The sequence below is a fragment of the Algibacter sp. genome, from assembly GCF_029245835.1.
Classification (GTDB): domain Bacteria; phylum Bacteroidota; class Bacteroidia; order Flavobacteriales; family Flavobacteriaceae; genus Algibacter_B.
The window spans coordinates 19377-39668 of the sequence record NZ_JAQWOO010000045.1 but is presented as its reverse complement, the minus strand read 5'-3'; the positions used below and the strand labels follow the sequence as shown (position 1 = coordinate 39668).

Below are 20292 nucleotides of genomic sequence, written 5' to 3'. Positions count from 1 at the left end.
TTTAACCGACTTATTTGGTTAATAAGTATGCATCATAAAATTTTGATTTTATAAAGATTTTTTCGTCAATTAGCACGAAACATATATTTTTAGGTATAGTTTTTGACTTTAGTTAAAATGTTTTACTATTTTTAATGCAGAAAGGACACATTTATGGATGATAATTTTTCCCCAAGAGTAAAAGATGTTATTGCTTACAGTAAAGAAGAAGCATTACGTTTAGGCCATGATTTTATTGGTACTGAACACCTAATGCTTGGACTCTTACGAGACGGCAACGGAAAAGCAATAAACATATTAAATGCTTTAGATATTGATTTAAATCATTTAAGACGAAAAGTTGAAATACTGAGTCCTGCAAACCCAAATACAACTGTAGCTTCAAATCAAAAAAAGAATTTACATCTTACAAGGCAAGCAGAACGCGCTTTAAAAACTACATTTTTAGAAGCCAAATTATTTCAAAGTACTTCGATAAATACCGCACACCTGTTGTTGTGTATTTTAAGAAATGAAAACGACCCCACTACCAAGCTTTTAAATAAGCTAAAAGTTGACTACGATAATGTTAAAGAACAATTTAAACTTATGATTACAAACGATAATGATTATATAGAACCAAAGTCTGAATTTCAAGACGACGACAACGCCCCTGAAGAAGAATCTTCAAAGGATAATATTTTTAATGCTCCAGCAGGAAAATCTAACAAGAAGTCAAAAACCCCCGTTTTAGACAATTTTGGACGCGATTTAACAGCTCAAGCTGAAGAAGGCAAACTCGACCCTGTTGTTGGTAGAGAAAAAGAAATTCAGCGTGTTTCTCAAGTTTTAAGTAGAAGAAAGAAAAACAATCCGCTTTTAATTGGCGAACCTGGTGTTGGTAAATCTGCCATTGCTGAAGGTTTAGCCCTTAGAATTGTAAAACGAAAAGTGTCACGTATTCTATTCAATAAACGTGTGGTAACTTTAGACTTGGCAAGCTTAGTTGCTGGAACAAAATATCGTGGACAATTTGAAGAGCGCATGAAAGCTGTAATGAACGAGCTTGAAAAAAATGATGACGTTATTTTGTTTATTGACGAAATACACACGATAGTTGGTGCTGGTGGAGCAACAGGCAGTTTAGATGCCTCAAACATGTTTAAACCCGCTTTAGCTAGAGGTGAAATTCAGTGTATTGGCGCTACAACTCTAGATGAATACAGACAGTATATAGAAAAAGACGGTGCTTTAGAGCGTCGCTTTCAAAAAGTTATTGTAGAGCCTACTACAGTTGAAGAAACGATTGAAATTCTTAATAACATAAAAGGAAAATACGAAGAACACCATAATGTAGATTATACTCCAGAAGCCATTGAAGCCTGTGTAAAATTAACGAACAGATACATGACGGAACGTTTTTTACCAGACAAAGCTATTGATGCTTTAGATGAAGCTGGGTCTCGTGTACATATTACCAACATAGACGTTCCTAAACAAGTTATTGAACTTGAAAAACAGCTAGAAGCGATTAAAGAATCTAAAAATGCTGTTGTTAGAAAACAGAAATATGAGGAAGCTGCAAAACTTAGAGATGATGAAAAACGCATTGAAAAAGAATTAGCTATTGCACAAGAAAAATGGGAAGAAGACACTAAACAGCATCGCGAAATTGTAACTGAAGACAATGTAGCTGATGTCGTTTCTATGATGACAGGCGTTCCTGTTAACAGAATTGCTCAAACTGAAATTAACAAATTAGCAGAATTACCAAACCTTATTAAAGGAAAAGTAATCGGACAAGACGAAGCCGTTGCAAAAGTAGTTAAGGCTATTCAGCGTAATCGTGCAGGACTTAAAGACCCCAATAAGCCGATTGGCTCATTTATATTTTTAGGGCAAACAGGCGTTGGTAAAACACAGTTAGCTAAGGTGCTATCTCGTGAGTTATTTGATAGCGAAGATTCTCTTGTTAGAATTGACATGAGTGAATACATGGAAAAATTCGCAATCTCTAGATTAATTGGAGCACCTCCAGGATACGTTGGATACGAAGAAGGTGGACAACTTACTGAAAAAGTAAGACGTAAACCTTACGCTGTTATTCTATTAGATGAAATTGAAAAAGCACATCCAGACGTCTTTAATATGCTACTTCAAGTACTTGATGATGGTTATTTAACCGATAGTTTAGGCAGAAAGATTGATTTTAGAAATACGATTATTATCATGACTTCCAATATTGGAGCTCGTAAACTTAAAGATTTTGGAACAGGTATTGGTTTTGGTACGGCGTCTCAAAAATCTCAAGAAGATGCCAATACTAGAAGTGTTATTGAAAATGCACTTAAAAAATCATTTGCACCAGAATTTTTGAATAGAATTGATGATGTTGTTGTATTTAATGCTTTAGAAAAAGAAGACATCAATAAAATTATTGATATTGAATTAGAGAAACTTTTAACCAGAATTAAAGGCTTAGGTTATATCTTAACACTTACTGAGAGTGCTAAAGATTATATAGCTGAAAAAGGTTTCGATAAACAATATGGAGCAAGACCTCTTAAAAGAGCGATTCAAAAATATGTTGAAGATGCTTTAGCTGAAGAGATTGTAGCTTCAAACCTTCAAGATGGTGATAAAATCAAAATTGATTTAGACAAAAAATCTGAAGAATTAAATATTAGTATTGAAAAAGCTGAAAAGCCTACGGAGTCTTAGTCTTATTTCTTAATTAAACATAAAAAATCCTGTAAATTGTAATTTTACAGGATTTTTTTATTAATGAATTGTCCTGTCCCGGAAAATTTGTTTTGTACGATGTTAGTTCTCACGGCTCATTACTCCTTATGTTGTCACCTATAAAGCTCTAACAATTAAACCTATAAGACTAAGACTCGAACTTTTAAAAGATATTTTTCTAGATGAACGGTGAATGAATAATTTTAGTTACTACTATTTATTTTTTTTCTAGGCACTCTAAACAAAAGAATAATCCCTGCTAAAAAAAAGATGAATAAAAATAGAATGCCATTACGCATACTTCCAGTAATTTGATCTATGAATGCGAAAATAACCATACCAATAACAATCCCAATTTTTTCTGCAACATCATAAAAACTAAAATACGATGTGGTATCTTCTGTTTCAGGCAAAAATTTTGAATATGTAGAACGTGCTAAAGATTGTACCCCTCCCATGACCAATCCCACAAAGCCTGCTGCTATATAAAAATCCATTGGGGTTTTCATTAAGTAAGCATAAAAACACAATGCCATCCATATACAGTTAACAACTATTAATGTTTTAATATTCCCGAATTTAGATGACGCTTTAGAAGTTAAATATGCACCTAAAATAGCGACTATCTGAATAACCAAAATACTAACAATTAAACCCATAGTTTTTTCACTGGCACCACCCCACGAAATTTCTTCTTCACCAAAATAAACAGCAACTAACATAATGGTTTGAACCGCCATACTAAATACAAAAAAGGCATACAAATACCGTTTTAGTCTCAGATTTAATTTTAGCGCTTTCCAAACAGCTCTCAACTCTTTTAAACCATTAAATATAACTGCTTTAGTAACTTTATGACCTGAAGAAACGCCTTTAGGCAGATAATAAAATGAGTATTGACTAAACAAAGCCCACCAAACTCCTACTGTAATAAAAGATATTTTCATAGCCTTAAAAGAAGCTAAATCTTTTGCTGCTTTTAAAGCTACATTTATTTCTGCCTCAGAACCGCTTTGTGTTATAGCATTAGATATACTAATATCAAATCCAAACCATTCTGGAAACATAACTATTAATAAATTGAAGACAAGTAAAAGTACACTACCCAGGTATCCAAGGGAAAATCCTTTCGCACTAACACGATCTTGTTGCTCTGGAAAAGCAATATCTGGCAAATAAGAATTATAAAACACCAAACTACCCCAATAGCCTATCAATCCCATAAAGTAGAATAGCAAACTTAAATGTATTTTCTCGGGCGTAATATCAAACCAATATAAACCTATACAGCCAGCACTTCCAACATAACAGAAAAATTTTAAAAAATGCTTTTTATTACCTACATAATCAGCAATACCAGAAAGAATTGGAGATGTTAAAGCTACTACCAAAAAAGTAAATGCAGTAACAAATGTAATAAGTGCCGTACTTTTAAATTCAAATCTAAAAGCTTGCACCGTTTTAATTTCAGAAACAAACAATGAAGAATAAAATATTGGAAATATTGACGACGCTATAGTAAGCGTATATACCGAGTTTGCCCAATCGTAAAAAGCCCATGCATTAAGAAGTTTTTTGCTTCCTTTTTTCAATACTGCCATAAAAAAAAGCTGCTCTTTTATAAGCAGCTTCTAAAGTAATACATTATTTTATTTATAAGGATGTATATTATTTTTTAAACGTTGTTACTCCAAACTTTTTAGCTTCCGCTCTCGCTTTAGGCGCCCACTCAGTAAGATTAGCAATTCTTGTATCGTTTGCAGGATGTGTACTCATAAATTCTGGTGGCGCTTGCCCACCGCTTTTAGCACTATTCGCTTTCATACGTCTCCATAATTGAGCTGCCTCATCTGGATTGTAACCCGCAATGGCCATTAAATAAATACCTATTTGATCAGATTCAGTTTCATGACCTCTACTAAAAGGCAACATAACACCTAACTGAGACCCTATACCGTAATATTGATTAAATGCGTTTCTCGCTTGGTCATCTTTAATAGCAATATTCCCTGCTACAGCTCCAAATTGCTGCAGCATTCCAGCACTCATACGTTGCTGACCATGATTTGCTAAAGCATGTGCCACCTCATGACCCATAATAGCAGCAACTCCTGCTTCATTTTCAGCTATTGGCAAAATACCCGTATAAAACACAATTTTACCACCAGGCATACACCAAGCATTAACCGTTTTATCATCCACTAAATTATATTCCCATTTATAGTCTTTTAAATAACTTTGATGTCCATTTGCATTTAACCATCTCTCTGCAGCTACAGCAATTCTTTGTCCTACTCTAGTTATCATTTCAGAATCTTTAGTTCCTGTAAGTACTTTATTTTCATTAAGAAACTGACTATATTGAGCAAAGGCCGTTGGAAATAATTGAGAATTTGGAACTAAAGCCATAGTTTTTTTTCCAGTAAAAGGATTAGTAGCACACGAAAAAACAAGACTTATTGTAACAATTAAAAAAAGTGTATTTCTTATTTTCATTATTCTAGGGTTTATTTAATTCTTAAAAATACAAAAACTGTACCTTAATTTTTAGACACTAAAGTTTTTTATTTGTCACATCATGTAAAAGTAAAAAAGATTGAATATTAATATGGACTTAAATCATATTTTATTTATCTTATATTTAATGTTATGTTTTATAAAACGAAACGACTTAAATATTAAAAATTGCTAATTATGAATAAATTATTAATGGGTTTTGTCCTAACACTATTTTTTAACTGTAATTCTACAGCACAAAAAAAAACACCCGAGGCAACAAAAACATTCGAGATTACTAAAACAGAAGCTGAATGGAAAGCGGAGTTATCAGCTAAAGAATTTCATGTTTTAAGACAAGCAGGTACCGAACGTGCTTTTTCTAGTCCACTAAACAAAAACAACGAGGCTGGAGTATACCTTTGTAAAGGATGCAATACACCTTTATTTAAAAGTGAACATAAATATGATTCTGGTTCTGGCTGGCCTAGTTTTGATAGAGAAATTGAAGGTCATGTTGCCTTTTCTACAGATTACGATTTAGGATATGCTAGAACAGAAGAACATTGCGCTACATGCGGTGGACACTTAGGGCATATTTTTAATGATGGCCCAAAGGAAACAACAGGCAAGCGTCATTGTATAAATGGAGTTGCTTTAAAATTTATTCCAAATCTTTAGTTTTACATTTATATTATAGTAAGCTATTAATAGGAGAAAATTGGAAACCACTATCTATCTCAAAAGTAGATTCTTTAAGTTTCAATAAAAATAAGTTTAACTAATAAAAAGAGAAGCGCCATTTTACGGATGATTTATGCTTTTAGTTTAAAGTAAAAACCCTCCAAAATTGAATTTGAAGGGTTTGTTTTAAAAAAAACTTATTTTGCTGACAATGCTTGCAATGTATAATAACCCGACTCGCGAATTATTTTACCTTCATCATTAAAATCATGAGTCAACATTAAGGGTAATTTTATTTTTTTACCATCAGATTTCCTAGTCATTCTTACTGTCCACCACGACTGTGCAACTTTACCATTACCTATCTCATACTCCAAATAATCCGGATATCCATTAACATCAATACTTTCAATAGTCCAACTTTCCAACATTTTTAGAAACCCTTCTTTTTCTTCCGAAACTGTATTAGATTCATCTGGTGCCATATCTAAATTAGTAAAGGTAGCATCTTCAGTAAAAAAGCTAAATCCTTTCTCAGCGTCACCATTTTCTAATGCCCCCATATAAATTCTTACTGTATTAATATTGTCATGGTTATTATAAATTGTACCGTTTGTTCTAGGTGCAAAACTTCTTCTTCTTTCTGCCCATGGTAAGTCATTATCATAAGTAATCATGACTTTAATTTTATTATCATCTGTCATTTGAAAAAGGCGATGTATTGGCATATCTAACTTAACCCCTGTTTTATTATCGAGTGCTTTCAAGTGATCCCATGTTTGCACCCATACACCATCATCATCCTTATAGTCAATAGCATCAGGATATGCACCTGGTGTTCTTTTGTAACTAATGTAAGACCAATTTTCTTTTACCCATTTTACGCTACTTAAAAACCACTCTTTATCCCTACCTTTTGCATCCTTATTAATACTGGTTCCTTGATAAGATTTAAAATCATCAGCTAAATAGCTGGCAACTTTATCTGCATCTCCATTAAAGTAGGCTTGTACCATGGCTTCAACTGCAACAATAGCAGGATGTTCATTGTAAACTGTTCCGTTTTTTTTCTTTTGAGAATACATGATAACTGTAAAAAGCATCATGAAAATAATGGCTTGTTTTTTCATTTTTGAGTTATTTTTGGTTAATTAATTGAATTCAATTTAAACAAAATAACTGATAAACAATGTTTTACATGTATATTATTAAAAAAAAAGCTAAAGAAACCAGAAATTTAGGGCTACAACTATAATTTAGCAAGTATCCCCTGCGAGAAGGATTGAACGGTTTGTTTGAGCTCCCTGACGTAGGAAGGAGCGAGTAGTGAAAGCCTGTTTGCCATTTTTTTGGCAACTCGCCCAAATCATTTTTACCCTTTAATTTTTTCTTAAACGGACGAATAATTAAACATGCCTCTCTATCAAAACGCACATAATTAAACTTCTTAAATTTAAAGACTGCGGTTTGGTTTTCATTGCCATACTATATTTTTCAACGTCTTTATTGTCGAAAAAATTTGTTATAGACCCTGAAGCCACAACTAAATAGTCAAATTTTAAATTACCAATATTTGTTTTTACCTTATTTTTTTTAGTGTCAATTTCTTCAACATTGGCTAGTCTGAAAAAAAAAGGAAAGTTTTTTAATATTTTTCTAATCGGATACGCATTAGAGTCTGGCTCTAATCAACCGGCAGACACTTGATGTAATAAAGGCTAAAATGTGTGGTAATTGTTTTTATTCAAAAGTACGACTTGCACGTCGCAGTTTGATAGTTTTTTTTTGCTAAGACAACACCTGCAAAACCACCGCCAATAATTATAATCCGAGGGAAACTCGTTATTGGTATATTCATAAATAAAAACTTACACCACAGAGGTAGTAAAACAAAGATAGATTTGATTCTTCAAGTGCATGACAAATACATCAATAACCATTTGATTATTATGTAATATTTTTTTTGGATTTATTAAGACTGTAAATTCTTTTTTCAAATTCGATTTCGTAAATTCGCAACTTAAACTTTAACAAATGAGTAAATACGATATTATTGTTCTTGGAAGTGGTCCTGGTGGTTATGTAACAGCTATCAGAGCATCACAATTAGGTTTTAAAACCGCTATTGTTGAAAAAGAAAACCTTGGTGGTGTATGTTTAAATTGGGGTTGTATTCCAACTAAAGCATTATTAAAATCAGCGCAAGTATTTGAATATCTTAAACATGCTGAAGATTATGGTTTAAAAGTTAAAGAGGCTCAACACGATTTTGATGCCGTTGTGAAACGTAGCCGTGGTGTTGCAGATGGCATGAGTAAAGGCGTTCAGTTTTTAATGAAAAAAAATAAAATTGACGTTATTGATGGCTTTGGAAAATTGAAACCAGGAAAGAAAGTTGATGTTGATGGCACTGAATATAGCGCAGATAATATTATAATTGCTACAGGAGCTCGCTCTCGTGAGTTACCAAGTTTACCACAAGATGGTGAAAAAGTGATAGGCTACAGACAAGCCATGACTTTAAAAGAACAACCTAAGAAAATGATTGTGGTTGGTTCTGGAGCTATTGGTGTGGAGTTTGCATATTTCTATAACTCTATGGGAACGGATGTCACTATAGTAGAATATTTACCAGGTATTGTTCCTGTTGAAGACGAAGACGTTTCTAAACAATTAGAAAAAAGCTTTAAAAAATCTGGAATTAATATCATGACCTCTGCAGAAGTTACTAAAGTAGATACTTCTGGAAAAGGTGTTAAAGCCACAGTAAAAACTAGTAAAGGCGAAGAAATTCTTGAAGCCGATATTATTTTAAGCGCCGTTGGTATTAAAACAAATATTGAAAATATTGGATTAGAAGATATTGGTATTGTTGTAGATAGAGATAAAGTTATTGTAAACGATTTTTACCAAACTAATATTCCTGGTTATTACGCTATTGGAGATATTACTCCTGGTCCTGCTTTAGCACATGTCGCTTCCGCGGAAGGGATTTTATGTGTAGAGAAGTTAGCAGGACTTCATGTTGAAGCTTTAGACTACGGAAACATTCCAGGATGCACCTATTGTTCTCCAGAAATTGCATCTGTTGGACTAACTGAAAAGCAAGCAAAAGATAAAGGCTTAGATATTAAAGTTGGAAAATTCCCATTCTCAGCATCAGGAAAAGCTAGTGCTGGAGGAAATAAAGAGGGCTTTGTAAAAGTTATTTTTGATGCTAAATATGGCGAATGGTTAGGCTGTCATATGATTGGTGCTGGTGTTACCGATATGATTGCTGAAGCTGTTTTAGGTAGAAAATTAGAAACCACAGGGCATGAAGTATTAAAAGCAATTCACCCACACCCAACTATGAGTGAGGCGGTAATGGAAGCTGTTGCAGCGGCTTATGATGAAGTAATACATTTATAAAAAGAAAGCCCTTCCTAGCCTCCCCAAAGGGGAGGAACTTTTACTCGGTTAAATAAAAAAAACAGGACTAGGTTAGCAATAAAAAATAAAAAAATGCGATTCGTTTGAATCGCATTTTTTTATAAGGTATGAGTAAGAATTCCTCCCCTTTGGGGAGGTTAGGTGGGGCTTAGTTTAGGTAGGACTCCTAAAAACTCTGAATAGCCAACTCATAACTCTGCAACCCAAAACCAAGAATTACACCCTTAGCATTTGGAGATATAAAAGATTGGTGCCTAAACTCTTCTCTATTAAACGTGTTAGAAATATGAACTTCTACAACTGGTGTTTCAATAGCTTTTACGGCATCGCCAATGCCTACAGAAGTGTGTGTATAGGCGGCAGCGTTTAAAACTATACCATCATATGTAAAACCTACTTCTTGAAGTTTATCAATCAATTCGCCTTCTATATTCGATTGAAAATAATCTATTGAAACCTTAGGGTATTTAATTTTTACTTCTTCTAAAAACTCAGTAAAAGATAGACTTCCATAAATATTAGGTTCTCTTTTTCCTAGTAAATTTAGGTTAGGGCCGTTAATGATGATTAGTTTTTTCATGGCTTAAAAATACAAAAAAGAGGTTTGATTTAATGTTTAAGAACATCTATTTGTGTAGTCTCGTTTTTCTTTAAATTAGATAGTGCTTTTATTTTATTGATGCCATCATCAATTTCAACAACAACTGTATTAGGAGAAATACTACCCTCGTTTACAGCTTTTATAACTATTGATGTTTTTCTTTTATCTAAATTTATATCTAAATACTTTTTCAGTTTATCAGCTTCGTAAGTATTTAATACTATATCATTATTTACTAAAATAGTAATTTTATCTCCATCCTCTTTTCCTCCATCATAAATAATGAATTTGATGCTGTTAGAATTGGTAAAAATACTCAGTGTTTGATTTTTTTTCAACATATTAATCTTAAAAGTATCCATCAAGTTTATTTCTCTTAATTTCTGTTTTAGACTGTCAGGAACTTTTTTAGATTTACTAATCTTATTGACTAATTTCTGAGCTCTTTCCTCTGCTTGTTCAAATGCATTTAATAAAATTTCACCATTAATGCATTCTGTATTATCTGAAAATAAACCAATAAAATTAGCTTTTACTTTTTTAGTTTTTCCAAATATAAAATTTTTAATTGTTGTATTCAAAAAACAAAAATCGTTTTGCGAAACAGTTGATTTTGTATACACAATACCCGTCTCTCTAAAACTTAATACTTTATTATCAACATCATATTCGCCAAAAATATTTGATTTTGTTTCATGCTCTCCCCCTATGTCAGTAATTGAGTATCCTTTTACTTCTCCATCAGATTCTGTAAACTTAATCTTATAAGAAATTAAAATAGTGTCACTTAACTTTACACCTCCAACATATTCGTGTTTATTTTGGGAAAAAGACACTAAAAAGAAAAAAAAGCTTACAAAAAAAGATAAGTAAATTCTGAGCATAATTAATATTTTTTTTATAAATTGCATGACAAACATAAACCAATTAATTATGAAAATTAAATTATTATTGTCTTTCATGGTAGTTTTATTAAGTTACTCTACCTGTTATGCTTCATTCCCTGTAAAGAGAACATCCACTGCAGAAACAACAGCAACAAACACTCAGGTTACACTATCTGAAACTTCTGATGAAGTCTATACTCCTTTAGCTGTTGTAAAGGCTAAAGATAAATGGGTTGGTGCTGCACTTTGGTTTTTATTAGGATGGCCTTTTGCTGCTCACAGATGGTATTACAACAAACCAGTTTGGGCAAACATATTGTTTATTTTAACAATTGGAGGTCTTGGTATTTGGGCTATAATAGATATAATAAATATCTTAACAGATAAATGGGATTAGCTTATTAATTCATTTATAAAAAAAACTACCAATTGGTAGTTTTTTTTTTGCTTATTTTTAAGGTATGAAATGGCAAAACGCACTGAAAGACTATCAACTTTATCTAAAAATAGAACGCGGATTGTCTAAAAACTCTATCGATAATTATGCTTTAGATATAAAAAAACTTATCGGCTTTTTAGAAACTAACAGCATTAATAATTCTCCTATTAATATTAGCTCAGAAATAATCCAGCAATTTATTTACGATATTGCCAAAACCATAAATGCAAGATCTCAATCTAGACTATTATCTGGCTTAAGGAGCTTTTTTAATTACTTAGTATTTGAAGATTACAGAAAAGACAACCCTTTAGAACTTATAGAATCGCCTAAAATAGGCAGAAAACTTCCTGACACACTATCTGAAGAAGAAATAGACCGTATTATTAAAGCCATTGATTTAAGTAAACCAGAAGGCGAACGCAATAGAGCGATACTAGAAACCTTATATGGTTGCGGGTTGCGCGTGAGCGAGCTCATAAATCTTAAAATATCAGATTTATTTTTTGATGAAGGTTTTATAAAGGTGACTGGTAAAGGAGACAAACAGCGCTTTGTACCTATTATTGATATCACTCAAAAATATATTAATATTTATAGAAACGAAATCCGCGTTCATTTAAATATTAAACCCGGACATGAAGACACCTTGTTTTTAAATAGACGTGGTAAGCAACTAACACGCGCCATGATATTTACAATTATAAAACAACTAGCTGTGAAAATAGAACTCAAAAAAAAGATATCACCACATACGTTTAGGCATTCATTTGCAACTCACCTACTCCAGAATGATGCAGATTTAAGATCCATTCAACTTATGCTAGGACATGAAAGCATCACTACTACCGAAATCTATGTGCATCTAGATAAAAGTCATTTAACTAAGGTTGTAGAGAAGTATCATCCAAGGAAATAACTGTAAACTGTTTGTAAAAAATGGACTTTTTACTTTTTACTTTTAACTTTTAACTTTTAACTTTTAACTTTTAACTTTTAACAAAACTAAAAAATCCAGCTAGTGCTGGATTTTTCTGATAATAAAAATTTAGTATTTATCATAAGACTCCTGTTTTCACAGGAATTTGTTACTTAGCAATATTAACCGCTCTTGTTTCTCGAATTACAGTGACTTTAACCTGACCTGGATAAGTCATATCTGTCTGAACTTTTTGAGAAATACTGAATGATAAATCTGCAGCCTTTTGATCGTCTACTTTTTCACTTTCAACAATCACACGAAGCTCTCTACCTGCTTGAATAGCATAAGCTTTTTTAACACCGTTAAATCCGAAAGCAATATCTTCCAAATCTTTTAAACGTTGAATATAGCTATCTAATACTTGACGTCTTGCTCCTGGTCTTGCTCCTGAAATAGCATCACAAACTTGAATAATTGGCGCTAATAATGATTTCATTTCTACTTCATCATGGTGTGCTCCAATAGCGTTACAAACATCTGGTTTCTCACCAAATTTCTCAGCCCATTGCATACCTAATATCGCGTGAGGCGTCTCCATATCTGCTTCTGCATCTGGCACTTTTCCAATATCGTGTAATAATCCTGCGCGTTTTGCCATCTTTGGGTTTAAGCCTAATTCTGCTGCCATCACACCACAAAGCTTAGCAACCTCTCTCGAGTGCTGTAGTAAGTTTTGACCGTAAGATGAGCGGTATTTCATTCTACCGACCATTTTAATTAACTCTGGGTTTAAATTATGAATCCCTAAATCTATAACAGTTCGTTTTCCAACTTCAATTATTTCTTGTTCTATTTGCTTTTGAGTTTTCTTAACAATTTCTTCAATTCTAGCAGGGTGAATTCTACCATCGGTAACCAGTTTATGTAAGGATAAGCGAGCTACTTCTCGTCTCACAGAATCAAAGCATGATAAAATAATGGCTTCGGGTGTATCATCGACTATAATCTCTACACCTGTTGCTGCTTCAATCGCTCTAATATTTCGTCCTTCACGTCCAATAATACGACCCTTTACATCATCCGATTCTATATTAAATACAGATACACAATTATCTACAGCCTCTTCAGTACCTATACGTTGTATGGTGTTTATAATGATTTTCTTCGCGTCTTGTTCAGCTGTTAATTTAGCTTCCTCTAATGAGCTTTGAACATAAGCCATCGCATCGTTTTTAGCTTCTCCTTTTAAAGATTCTACTAATTGTTCTTTAGCTTCTTCAGCCGAAAGGCTGGAAATAACCTCTAACTGTTGTACTTGACTTTTATGTAATTTATCAACGGCTTCTTGTTTCTTTTCAAGCACATCTACCCTATGATTGTAATCTTTAATTTTACTCTCAAGACTATCATTAAGCTTTTTGCTTTTTGATAATTCACTAGAGATTTGAGATTCTTTATCACGGGTACGCTTTTCAGATTCAGCCATTTTCTTATCGCGAGATAAAATGACTTTTTCATGTTCTGATTTAAGTTCTATAAACTTTTCTTTAGCCTGAAGTATTTTATCCTTTTTAAGCGTCTCGCCTTCACTTTTAGCTTCTTTAAGTATTAAAGTTGCGTTTTTCTTTGCTTCTTTAACAAGTTTAGAAGCATTATTTTTCTCTAGTGTTTTTGCTATTACAAAGCCTATTATCAGCCCTAATACAACACCGCCTACTGCAAATATAATTGAGTTATCCATCTTTTGTTTAGTTGATTATAATATATAAAAAAGCCTACACCAGTATAAAGTTTTGTATAAACTCCTTAAAAACAAGTTTAGGGCTAACAAGCTGATCAAGGGTCTGCTCGAGATACTGAAATTAAATTCAGTACTAGCAGCATGCTTTTACAACTTAAACTCACCCTTTTTAAAGAATTAACGTTGAGTTTATCAAAAAAAATAACCAATGTAGGCAGTAACTTTTATTTTATTTTATTTTAAAGAACGTTAAGAGACTATATGCGAATGCAACAATTCATTTAAAGCCTTTAGCTTTTCTTCAACATGCTCATTAACACTTGCTTTATCAATAGACTTCTGTTCTACTTGAGATGCAAATTGTAAAGCACACATGGCTAATACATCTTGTTTATCTCGAACGGAATAACTTTGCTCAAATTGCTTTATCATAGCCTCAATATTTTTAGCCGCTTTACGCAATCCTTCTTCTTGACTTGATTCAATGGTTAAAGGATACACTCTATTAGCTATTGATAGCTTTATTTTAAGCTTTTCTGACATTGAGTTTATTTAACATTAATCAGCGAGTTGAGCAATACAATGGTCAATATCTCTGATTAAGGCGTTTATTTTAAGCTTAGTTTCTCTTTTATTTTCGTCACTACCAAGTATTGTATTTGCCATTTTAAGCGCTTCGTATTTTTCTTCCCAATTTGCAATATGCTTTTGTTGGGTTAAATTTTCTTGCTTTGAAACCTCTAATTCTTCATTTAATTTCAAATTAGCAAGTTTTAAAAGCTCTAGTTTGTGTAATACCTTACTAATCTTGTTTTCTAATGAATCTACAATATCTTCAATATTACTCATTTACAAATTTCAATACTTATCAAACAAAGTTAATACTCCTATCTATAAATAACAATTGTTTTATCATAAAATTTCACTTAGGTGAGTTATGACCAACAACATAACATAATGGCTTGATTTTTGTTTTATTCTTTGCGTTTTCATATCAAATTGATAATTTAGCCACAATACTTACTTATGCGATATATACTGTCCCTCTTTCTAGTTTTTTCATTTTTTTTAGATGCACAAAACAATTATCCACAAGATTATTTTAACAATCCATTAGATATTCCGCTAGTATTATCTGGCACTTTTGCAGAGTTACGCTCTAATCATTTTCACTCTGGGTTGGATATTAAGACGCAACAACGTACCGGATTAAAAGTAAAAGCTTCAGCAAATGGTTTTGTTAGTAGAATAAAAGTATCGCATTATGGCTACGGAAAAGCGCTTTATATTACGCATCCAAATGGCTACACAACAGTATATGCGCATCTTCAAAAATTTTCTCCAGATATTGAAGCCTTTGTAAAAAAACATCAATACAAAAAAGAATCTTATGAGGTCGAACTATTTCCCAAAGCTGAGGAACTACCTGTTTTAAAAGACACTCTTGTTGCTTACAGCGGAAATTCAGGGGGTTCTGGTGGCCCACATTTACATTTTGAAATTAGAGATAAAAATGAGCGCCCAATGAATCCGATGCTTTTCGGAATCGACATTAAAGACACCACCAACCCTATAATCAAGTCTATTTATGCATATCCCTTAGATGAAAATTCATTTATAAATAGTTCAAACACCAAACAAAAACTAAGATTAACACCTTTAAAAAATGGCGATTACAATGCTGAAAATATTGAGGCTATCGGGAATATTGGTTTTGCAGTGAGTACTATTGATAGGCAGGATTTAGCAGCAAATTCAAATGGTGTTTATAATATTCAAACTTTTATTAATGGTAGCAAAAATTTTGAAATAGATTTTAAACGCTTTTCATTTGAAGAAACAAAACACATCAATCAGCTTATAGATTATGAGCTTTTTTCAACAAAAAAACAACGTATTCAGAAATTATTCAAAAAAAACAATCCTTTAAGCCTTTTTAAATCAACACTTAACGATGGTGTGATTAAAGTTGAAGATAGCACATACGCCATCTATAAAATTAGAGTTGCTGACTACAAAAACAATGAAGCTTGGGTTACCGTTCATATTAAAGGCGTAAAAAATAATTTAGCAAAACCTGAAAAAAAAATAGTAACTCCATATTTTATTAAAGCAGATCAATCTACAAATTTAAAAAAAGAGGGGATTTCTGTTGATTTTTATAATGACACTTTTTACAATGATTTTTATATAGATTTTGAAGTAAAAAATGACACACTTACACTTCATGAAGATATTAAGGCTGCAAAGAAGAATTTCTCTATAACTTATGATATTAGCAAATATTCAAACGAAGACAAAAACAAACTCTATATTGCCAGATTAGTAGGTTATAAAAATTACCCTGCCTACACATATACAAAAAGAAAAGACCATATATTAATAGCTAGCACAAAGAAACTAGGGACTTACGCACTTACTATGGATCTTGCAAAACCGACTATTTCACCTGTAAACTTTAAGAGTAAGCAATGGTTGAGTAAGTATAGGTACTTAAAAATTAAAATTGATGATGAGGGCTCAGGCGTATCAAATTATCGAGCAACCATTAATGGGAAATGGATTTTAATGGAGTACGATTACAAAACGAAAACACTTACTCACGATTTTAATGATGGTATTATTACAGATACTAAAAACAATTTAAAAGTAATTGTTACTGATAATGTTGGAAATAATTCTACTTTTGAAACGTTATTTTACAGAAAATAAACTTTTTACACTCTTGAAAGCAAAACAACTACTAACTACTATTCTATTTTTTTCAGTTCTAACCTTAAGTTTTGCACAAAATGCAATTATTAAAGGAATTATTCTAGATGAGAATAATAAACCTATCGAAAAAGTAAGCATAAAAACTGATGATAACGGTACAGAAACCAATACTAATGGTTTTTACAACATTACAATTCCTGCTAATAAAGATATCACAATAGCGTTTACACATCTTTCACACAAAAAAGTGATGAGTACTTTCAATTTAAAAAATGGAGAAGTTTACGAATTCAATCCTGTAATGAGTACTTCCATAGAACAAATAGCAACTGTTATAATTAGTGGTAATAGACGTAAAGAAGTTGAAGGTATTATTACTATAAAACCAGAAGTTATTAGAAAAATACCTGGAGCTAATGCTGGGGTTGAAAATTTACTTTTAACCCTACCAGGAGTAAGTAATAATAACGAGTTAAGCACCCAATACTCGGTTCGTGGAGGAAATTATGATGAAAATTTAGTGTATGTAAATGGTATTGAAGTGTATCGCCCTTTTTTGGTGCGTTCTGGACAGCAAGAAGGTTTAAGTTTTGTAAATACAGATTTGGTTCAGAACGTAGATTTTTCTGCTGGTGGTTTTCAAGCTAAATATGGCGATAAATTATCGTCCGTTTTAGATATTACTTATAAAAACCCTTATCAATTTGAAGTCCATGCAGACATGAGTTTATTAGGTGGTAGTCTTTCGGTTGAAAACATAAGTAAAGATTCAAAGTTTACTGGTATTGTTGGACTTCGTTATCGCGATAATAGCTTATTAGTAAATGCTAAAGAAACCGAAACTAATTTTAGACCAACATTTGCTGATGCTCAAGGGTATTTTACTTATAAATTTTCTAATAAATTTCATTTAAGTTTTCTGGGAAGTGCTTCAATAAATAAATATAATTTTGAACCACAAACACGTCAAACTAATTTTGGAACATTAAGCGATCCTGTGGCATTATTAGTCTTTTATGATGGCCAAGAAAAAGACAGATATCAAACACTATTTGGCGCTTTTAAAGGCTCTTATTTTGCAAATAATGATTTAACATTGCATTTAATTGCTTCAACATACCATACCACAGAAGAAGAGTATTTTGATATTTTAGCACAATACAGATTAGGTGAAGTGAATAGTAGTATTGGTGATGAAAATTTGGGTGAAGTAGAATTTAGCCAAGGGATTGGTAGCCAACTTAACCACGGAAGAAATGACTTAGATGCACTTATTACCAACATAGAACACAAAGGTGATTTTAAAATTAAAGATAATAGATTTGAGTGGTCTGTAAAATATACCAATGAAGATATTAGAGACCGTTTGATTGAATGGGAAGTCATTGATTCAGCAGGGTTTTCAGTAAGACCACCAAAGACATTTCCTAACGATCAACCGTACGAGCCTTTTAGTGGCCCGCTAGAACCTTTTCAAAATGTAAGAGCAACAAATAGCACACAAATAAACAGATTTCAAGCCTATGCACAATGGAGTAAACGCAGTACTTTAGGAACTAGCGATGTTTGGTATAATGCTGGAGTTCGTGCTCATAACTGGTCGGTTAGTGGAGACGGGATTTCATCAACAAATCAAACCGTTTTTAGCCCTCGTGCTCAATTTGCTATAAAGCCTAATTGGGAAAAAGACATGCTGTTTCGTGTTGCAGGAGGTTTATATTACCAACCGCCTTTTTACAGAGAACTTCGTGATCGTAATGGTGTGATTCAACCTAATGTAAAAGCCCAAAAATCATTTCATTTCGTTCTAGGAAACGATTATAGTTTCAAAATGTGGGACAGACCATTTAAATTAACTTCTGAAGTATATTATAAAAACCTATCAGATGTTAACCCATACACACTTGAAAATGTTCGTATTCGCTATAGAGCCAATAATAGTGCTAAAGCTTATGCTTATGGTTTAGATATGCGCCTAAATGGGGAGTTTGTTCCAGGTACTGAATCTTGGTTTAGTTTTGGGTATTTAAAAACAGAAGAAAATATAGAAAATCGAGGTTATATATCTCGGCCTACAGACCAGCGTTTAAAGTTTGCAGCTCTATTTCAAGATTATGTACCAAACATGCCAAATTTAAAAATGTATTTAAATTTAGTTTTCAATACAGGATTACCAGGAGGGTCCCCCAGTTATGCTGACCCTTATGAATTTCAAAACAGATTACCATCTTACAAACGAGCTGATTTTGGCTTACAATATGTGTTAGTAGATTCGGAAAAACAATTTAAACATGGTTGGAAAAAACCTTTTAAAGCGCTTTCTTTTGGTTTTGAAATTTTCAACCTCTTTGATGTTCAAAATTCTATAACCAATACTTGGGTGAGAGATGTGAGTAGTAAAAGACAAATTGCTATACCTAATTATTTAACACCTCGTGTTTTTAATGTAAGGACTACTATGACGTTTTAAATTATTCGATAAACGCTTTTAAAACAGCCACAACATAATCTATTTCTTGTTTAGTATTAAAAACACTAAATGAAAACCTAATGGATGGTTTTTGTAAATCATTAGCATTTAAAATTTCTGCTAAAACATGTGATTTTTGGGAGCTTCCACTTTGGCATGCACTCCCTTTAGAACAAGCAATACCTTTTAAATCTAGTTGAAATAATAACATCGCAGATTTATCTGGAGGTATAGGTAAACAAACATTTACTAGCGTATAAGTGCTTTTTTCTGAACTATCAGAGTAACCATTATATATTACGTCTGGTATGGCTTTTTTAAGTTCATCAATAAAATAATGCTTTAAAGTAGTAATGTAAAGCATCTCGTTCTCTAAATTATCATAAGCACTTTTCATGGCAACTTCCATACCTACAATATTATGAATACTTTCAGTGCCCGCGCGTAAACCTCGCTCTTGCTCTCCACCAACTATTAAAGGTTTTAAACCAGAGTTTTTTCTAATAAAAGTAAAACCAACTCCTTTTGGTCCGTGAAACTTATGTGCCGAAGCCGCCAAAAAATCAACTTGAATATCTTGTAAGTCCATTTTATAATGCCCTACAGATTGCACAGCATCACTATGAAACCATGCATTATTAGCTTGACACAAACTAGCAACACGTTTAATATCTAAAATAGTTCCAATCTCATTATTTATATGCATTAAACTCACTAGCGTCTTATCTTCAGTTTTTAATAAAGCTTCTAAATGCTTATAATCAATATCCCCTTTTGTTGTGATATTAACATAACTAACAGCTACTCCATAGTTATTTTTAAGTGCCTCTACAGTATGCAATACAGCATGATGCTCAATCTTAGAAGTAATAATATGAGCCATTTTTAAATCTCTAACTACGCTATTTAAAACCAAATTATCAGCTTCTGTCCCTCCCGATGTAAAAATGATTTCGCCAGCAGAAACATTTAAAAAATTTGCTATAGATTTTCTAGACTTTTCTACTAAAGCCTTTGAAGATCTTCCAAAACTATGTGAAGATGAAGGGTTTCCAAAATTACTTTTCATAACTTCTGAAACAGCATGAATCACCTCATCGCGCATGGGTGTTGTTGCTGCATTATCAAAATAAACGGATTTCATAGTAGTTACAAATATTTAAAAGCAAAGTTTACAATACGCC

General features: G+C 32.5%; 16 protein-coding genes, 1 other RNA gene and 1 pseudogene. 7 read left to right on the top strand and 11 right to left on the bottom strand.

Annotated elements, in window-relative coordinates; genetic code table 11:
• The first annotated feature begins 153 nt into the window (after positions 1-153).
• Positions 154-2700: an ATP-dependent Clp protease ATP-binding subunit gene (locus tag P8K68_RS07515; protein WP_300249089.1), complete on the top strand. Its 2547-nt coding sequence runs from the start codon at positions 154-156 to the stop codon at positions 2698-2700.
• Between the two features lie 224 nt (positions 2701-2924).
• Here the strand turns inward: P8K68_RS07515 and P8K68_RS07510 are convergent, their stop codons facing one another.
• Both P8K68_RS07510 and P8K68_RS07505 read right to left on the bottom strand, forming a co-directional pair.
• Positions 2925-4322, bottom strand: a complete 1398-nt coding sequence (locus tag P8K68_RS07510) for an MFS transporter (RefSeq protein WP_300249087.1) — start codon at positions 4320-4322, stop codon at positions 2925-2927.
• Positions 4323-4389: 67 nt separating this feature from the next.
• Positions 4390-5217: a M48 family metallopeptidase gene (locus tag P8K68_RS07505; protein ID WP_300249085.1), complete on the bottom strand. Its 828-nt coding sequence runs from the start codon at positions 5215-5217 to the stop codon at positions 4390-4392.
• A 198-nt stretch (positions 5218-5415) separates the two neighbouring features.
• Here P8K68_RS07505 and msrB point away from each other — a divergent pair, with 198 nt between their 5' ends.
• A complete protein-coding gene (gene msrB, locus P8K68_RS07500; protein WP_300249083.1) occupies positions 5416-5898 on the top strand; it encodes a peptide-methionine (R)-S-oxide reductase MsrB in 483 nt (160 codons plus the stop codon).
• 200 nt (positions 5899-6098) lie between these two features.
• Here the strand turns inward: msrB and P8K68_RS07495 are convergent, their stop codons facing one another.
• Together P8K68_RS07495 and P8K68_RS07490 are read right to left on the bottom strand one after the other, a co-directional pair.
• Complete coding sequence (locus tag P8K68_RS07495; protein ID WP_300249081.1) at positions 6099-7031, bottom strand: nuclear transport factor 2 family protein; 933 nt, start codon at positions 7029-7031, stop codon at positions 6099-6101.
• A 303-nt stretch (positions 7032-7334) separates the two neighbouring features.
• Positions 7335-7759, bottom strand: a pseudogene (locus P8K68_RS07490) (FAD-dependent oxidoreductase); the annotation flags it as partial.
• Positions 7760-7935: 176 nt separating this feature from the next.
• Between P8K68_RS07490 and lpdA the strand changes: the two are divergent.
• A complete protein-coding gene (gene lpdA, locus P8K68_RS07485; protein ID WP_300249079.1) occupies positions 7936-9312 on the top strand; it encodes a dihydrolipoyl dehydrogenase in 1377 nt (458 codons plus the stop codon).
• 187 nt (positions 9313-9499) lie between these two features.
• Here lpdA and aroQ read toward each other — a convergent pair whose 3' ends face one another.
• Together aroQ and P8K68_RS07475 are read right to left on the bottom strand one after the other, a co-directional pair.
• Positions 9500-9913, bottom strand: coding sequence for a type II 3-dehydroquinate dehydratase (aroQ, locus tag P8K68_RS07480; protein ID WP_300249077.1), 414 nt, complete (start codon positions 9911-9913; stop codon positions 9500-9502).
• Positions 9914-9942: 29 nt separating this feature from the next.
• Positions 9943-10818 carry a hypothetical protein gene (locus P8K68_RS07475; protein WP_300249075.1) on the bottom strand — a complete coding sequence of 292 codons (876 nt, stop codon included), beginning with the start codon at positions 10816-10818 and terminating at the stop codon, positions 9943-9945.
• Between the two features lie 49 nt (positions 10819-10867).
• Between P8K68_RS07475 and P8K68_RS07470 the strand changes: the two genes are divergently transcribed.
• Both P8K68_RS07470 and P8K68_RS07465 read left to right on the top strand, forming a co-directional pair.
• The gene (locus P8K68_RS07470) at positions 10868-11218 is read left to right on the top strand and encodes a TM2 domain-containing protein (RefSeq protein WP_300249073.1); all 351 of its coding nucleotides are present in this window, start codon (positions 10868-10870) and stop codon (positions 11216-11218) included.
• Positions 11219-11282: 64 nt separating this feature from the next.
• Positions 11283-12179, top strand: a complete 897-nt coding sequence (locus tag P8K68_RS07465; RefSeq protein ID WP_300249072.1) for a site-specific tyrosine recombinase — start codon at positions 11283-11285, stop codon at positions 12177-12179.
• A gap of 169 nt (positions 12180-12348) precedes the next feature.
• Here the strand turns inward: P8K68_RS07465 and rny are convergent, their stop codons facing one another.
• The 4 genes from rny to P8K68_RS07445 form a co-directional block, all read right to left on the bottom strand.
• On the bottom strand, positions 12349-13923 hold the full coding sequence (rny, locus tag P8K68_RS07460) for a ribonuclease Y (protein WP_300249071.1): 1575 nt from the start codon (positions 13921-13923) through the stop codon (positions 12349-12351).
• Between the two features lie 58 nt (positions 13924-13981).
• Positions 13982-14112: non-coding RNA, 6S RNA (gene ssrS / locus P8K68_RS07455), on the bottom strand.
• A gap of 60 nt (positions 14113-14172) precedes the next feature.
• Positions 14173-14466 carry a cell division protein ZapA gene (locus tag P8K68_RS07450; protein WP_300249069.1) on the bottom strand — a complete coding sequence of 98 codons (294 nt, stop codon included), beginning with the start codon at positions 14464-14466 and terminating at the stop codon, positions 14173-14175.
• A gap of 15 nt (positions 14467-14481) precedes the next feature.
• The gene (locus P8K68_RS07445; RefSeq protein ID WP_300249067.1) at positions 14482-14772 is read right to left on the bottom strand and encodes a hypothetical protein; all 291 of its coding nucleotides are present in this window, start codon (positions 14770-14772) and stop codon (positions 14482-14484) included.
• Between the two features lie 177 nt (positions 14773-14949).
• Here P8K68_RS07445 and P8K68_RS07440 point away from each other — a divergent pair, with 177 nt between their 5' ends.
• Positions 14950-16635, top strand: coding sequence for a M23 family metallopeptidase (locus tag P8K68_RS07440; protein ID WP_300249065.1), 1686 nt, complete (start codon positions 14950-14952; stop codon positions 16633-16635).
• A complete protein-coding gene (locus tag P8K68_RS07435) occupies positions 16589-19108 on the top strand; it encodes a TonB-dependent receptor plug domain-containing protein (protein ID WP_300249063.1) in 2520 nt (839 codons plus the stop codon). Before P8K68_RS07440 ends, P8K68_RS07435 begins: the two co-directional genes overlap by 47 nt.
• Position 19109: 1 nt before the next feature.
• Here the strand turns inward: P8K68_RS07435 and P8K68_RS07430 are convergent, their stop codons facing one another.
• A complete protein-coding gene (locus P8K68_RS07430) occupies positions 19110-20252 on the bottom strand; it encodes a cysteine desulfurase family protein (RefSeq protein ID WP_300249062.1) in 1143 nt (380 codons plus the stop codon).
• Between the last annotated feature and the right edge of the window lie 40 nt (positions 20253-20292).

What these genes read in the sequence shown, in the direction of transcription:
- P8K68_RS07505 (WP_300249085.1), bottom strand. Translation starts at nt 5,217, where the DNA reads ATGAAAATAAGAAATACACTTTTTTTAATTGTTACAATAAGTCTTGTT.
- rny (WP_300249071.1), bottom strand. Translation starts at nt 13,923, where the DNA reads ATGGATAACTCAATTATATTTGCAGTAGGCGGTGTTGTATTAGGGCTG.
- P8K68_RS07465 (WP_300249072.1), top strand. Translation starts at nt 11,283, where the DNA reads ATGAAATGGCAAAACGCACTGAAAGACTATCAACTTTATCTAAAAATA.
- lpdA (WP_300249079.1), top strand. Translation starts at nt 7,936, where the DNA reads ATGAGTAAATACGATATTATTGTTCTTGGAAGTGGTCCTGGTGGTTAT.
- P8K68_RS07435 (WP_300249063.1), top strand. Translation starts at nt 16,589, where the DNA reads ATGTTGGAAATAATTCTACTTTTGAAACGTTATTTTACAGAAAATAAA.
- P8K68_RS07440 (WP_300249065.1), top strand. Translation starts at nt 14,950, where the DNA reads ATGCGATATATACTGTCCCTCTTTCTAGTTTTTTCATTTTTTTTAGAT.
- P8K68_RS07510 (WP_300249087.1), bottom strand. Translation starts at nt 4,322, where the DNA reads ATGGCAGTATTGAAAAAAGGAAGCAAAAAACTTCTTAATGCATGGGCT.
- P8K68_RS07445 (WP_300249067.1), bottom strand. Translation starts at nt 14,772, where the DNA reads ATGAGTAATATTGAAGATATTGTAGATTCATTAGAAAACAAGATTAGT.
- P8K68_RS07475 (WP_300249075.1), bottom strand. Translation starts at nt 10,818, where the DNA reads ATGCTCAGAATTTACTTATCTTTTTTTGTAAGCTTTTTTTTCTTTTTA.
- msrB (WP_300249083.1), top strand. Translation starts at nt 5,416, where the DNA reads ATGAATAAATTATTAATGGGTTTTGTCCTAACACTATTTTTTAACTGT.
- P8K68_RS07430 (WP_300249062.1), bottom strand. Translation starts at nt 20,252, where the DNA reads ATGAAATCCGTTTATTTTGATAATGCAGCAACAACACCCATGCGCGAT.
- P8K68_RS07470 (WP_300249073.1), top strand. Translation starts at nt 10,868, where the DNA reads ATGAAAATTAAATTATTATTGTCTTTCATGGTAGTTTTATTAAGTTAC.
- P8K68_RS07495 (WP_300249081.1), bottom strand. Translation starts at nt 7,031, where the DNA reads ATGAAAAAACAAGCCATTATTTTCATGATGCTTTTTACAGTTATCATG.
- aroQ (WP_300249077.1), bottom strand. Translation starts at nt 9,913, where the DNA reads ATGAAAAAACTAATCATCATTAACGGCCCTAACCTAAATTTACTAGGA.
- P8K68_RS07450 (WP_300249069.1), bottom strand. Translation starts at nt 14,466, where the DNA reads ATGTCAGAAAAGCTTAAAATAAAGCTATCAATAGCTAATAGAGTGTAT.
- P8K68_RS07515 (WP_300249089.1), top strand. Translation starts at nt 154, where the DNA reads ATGGATGATAATTTTTCCCCAAGAGTAAAAGATGTTATTGCTTACAGT.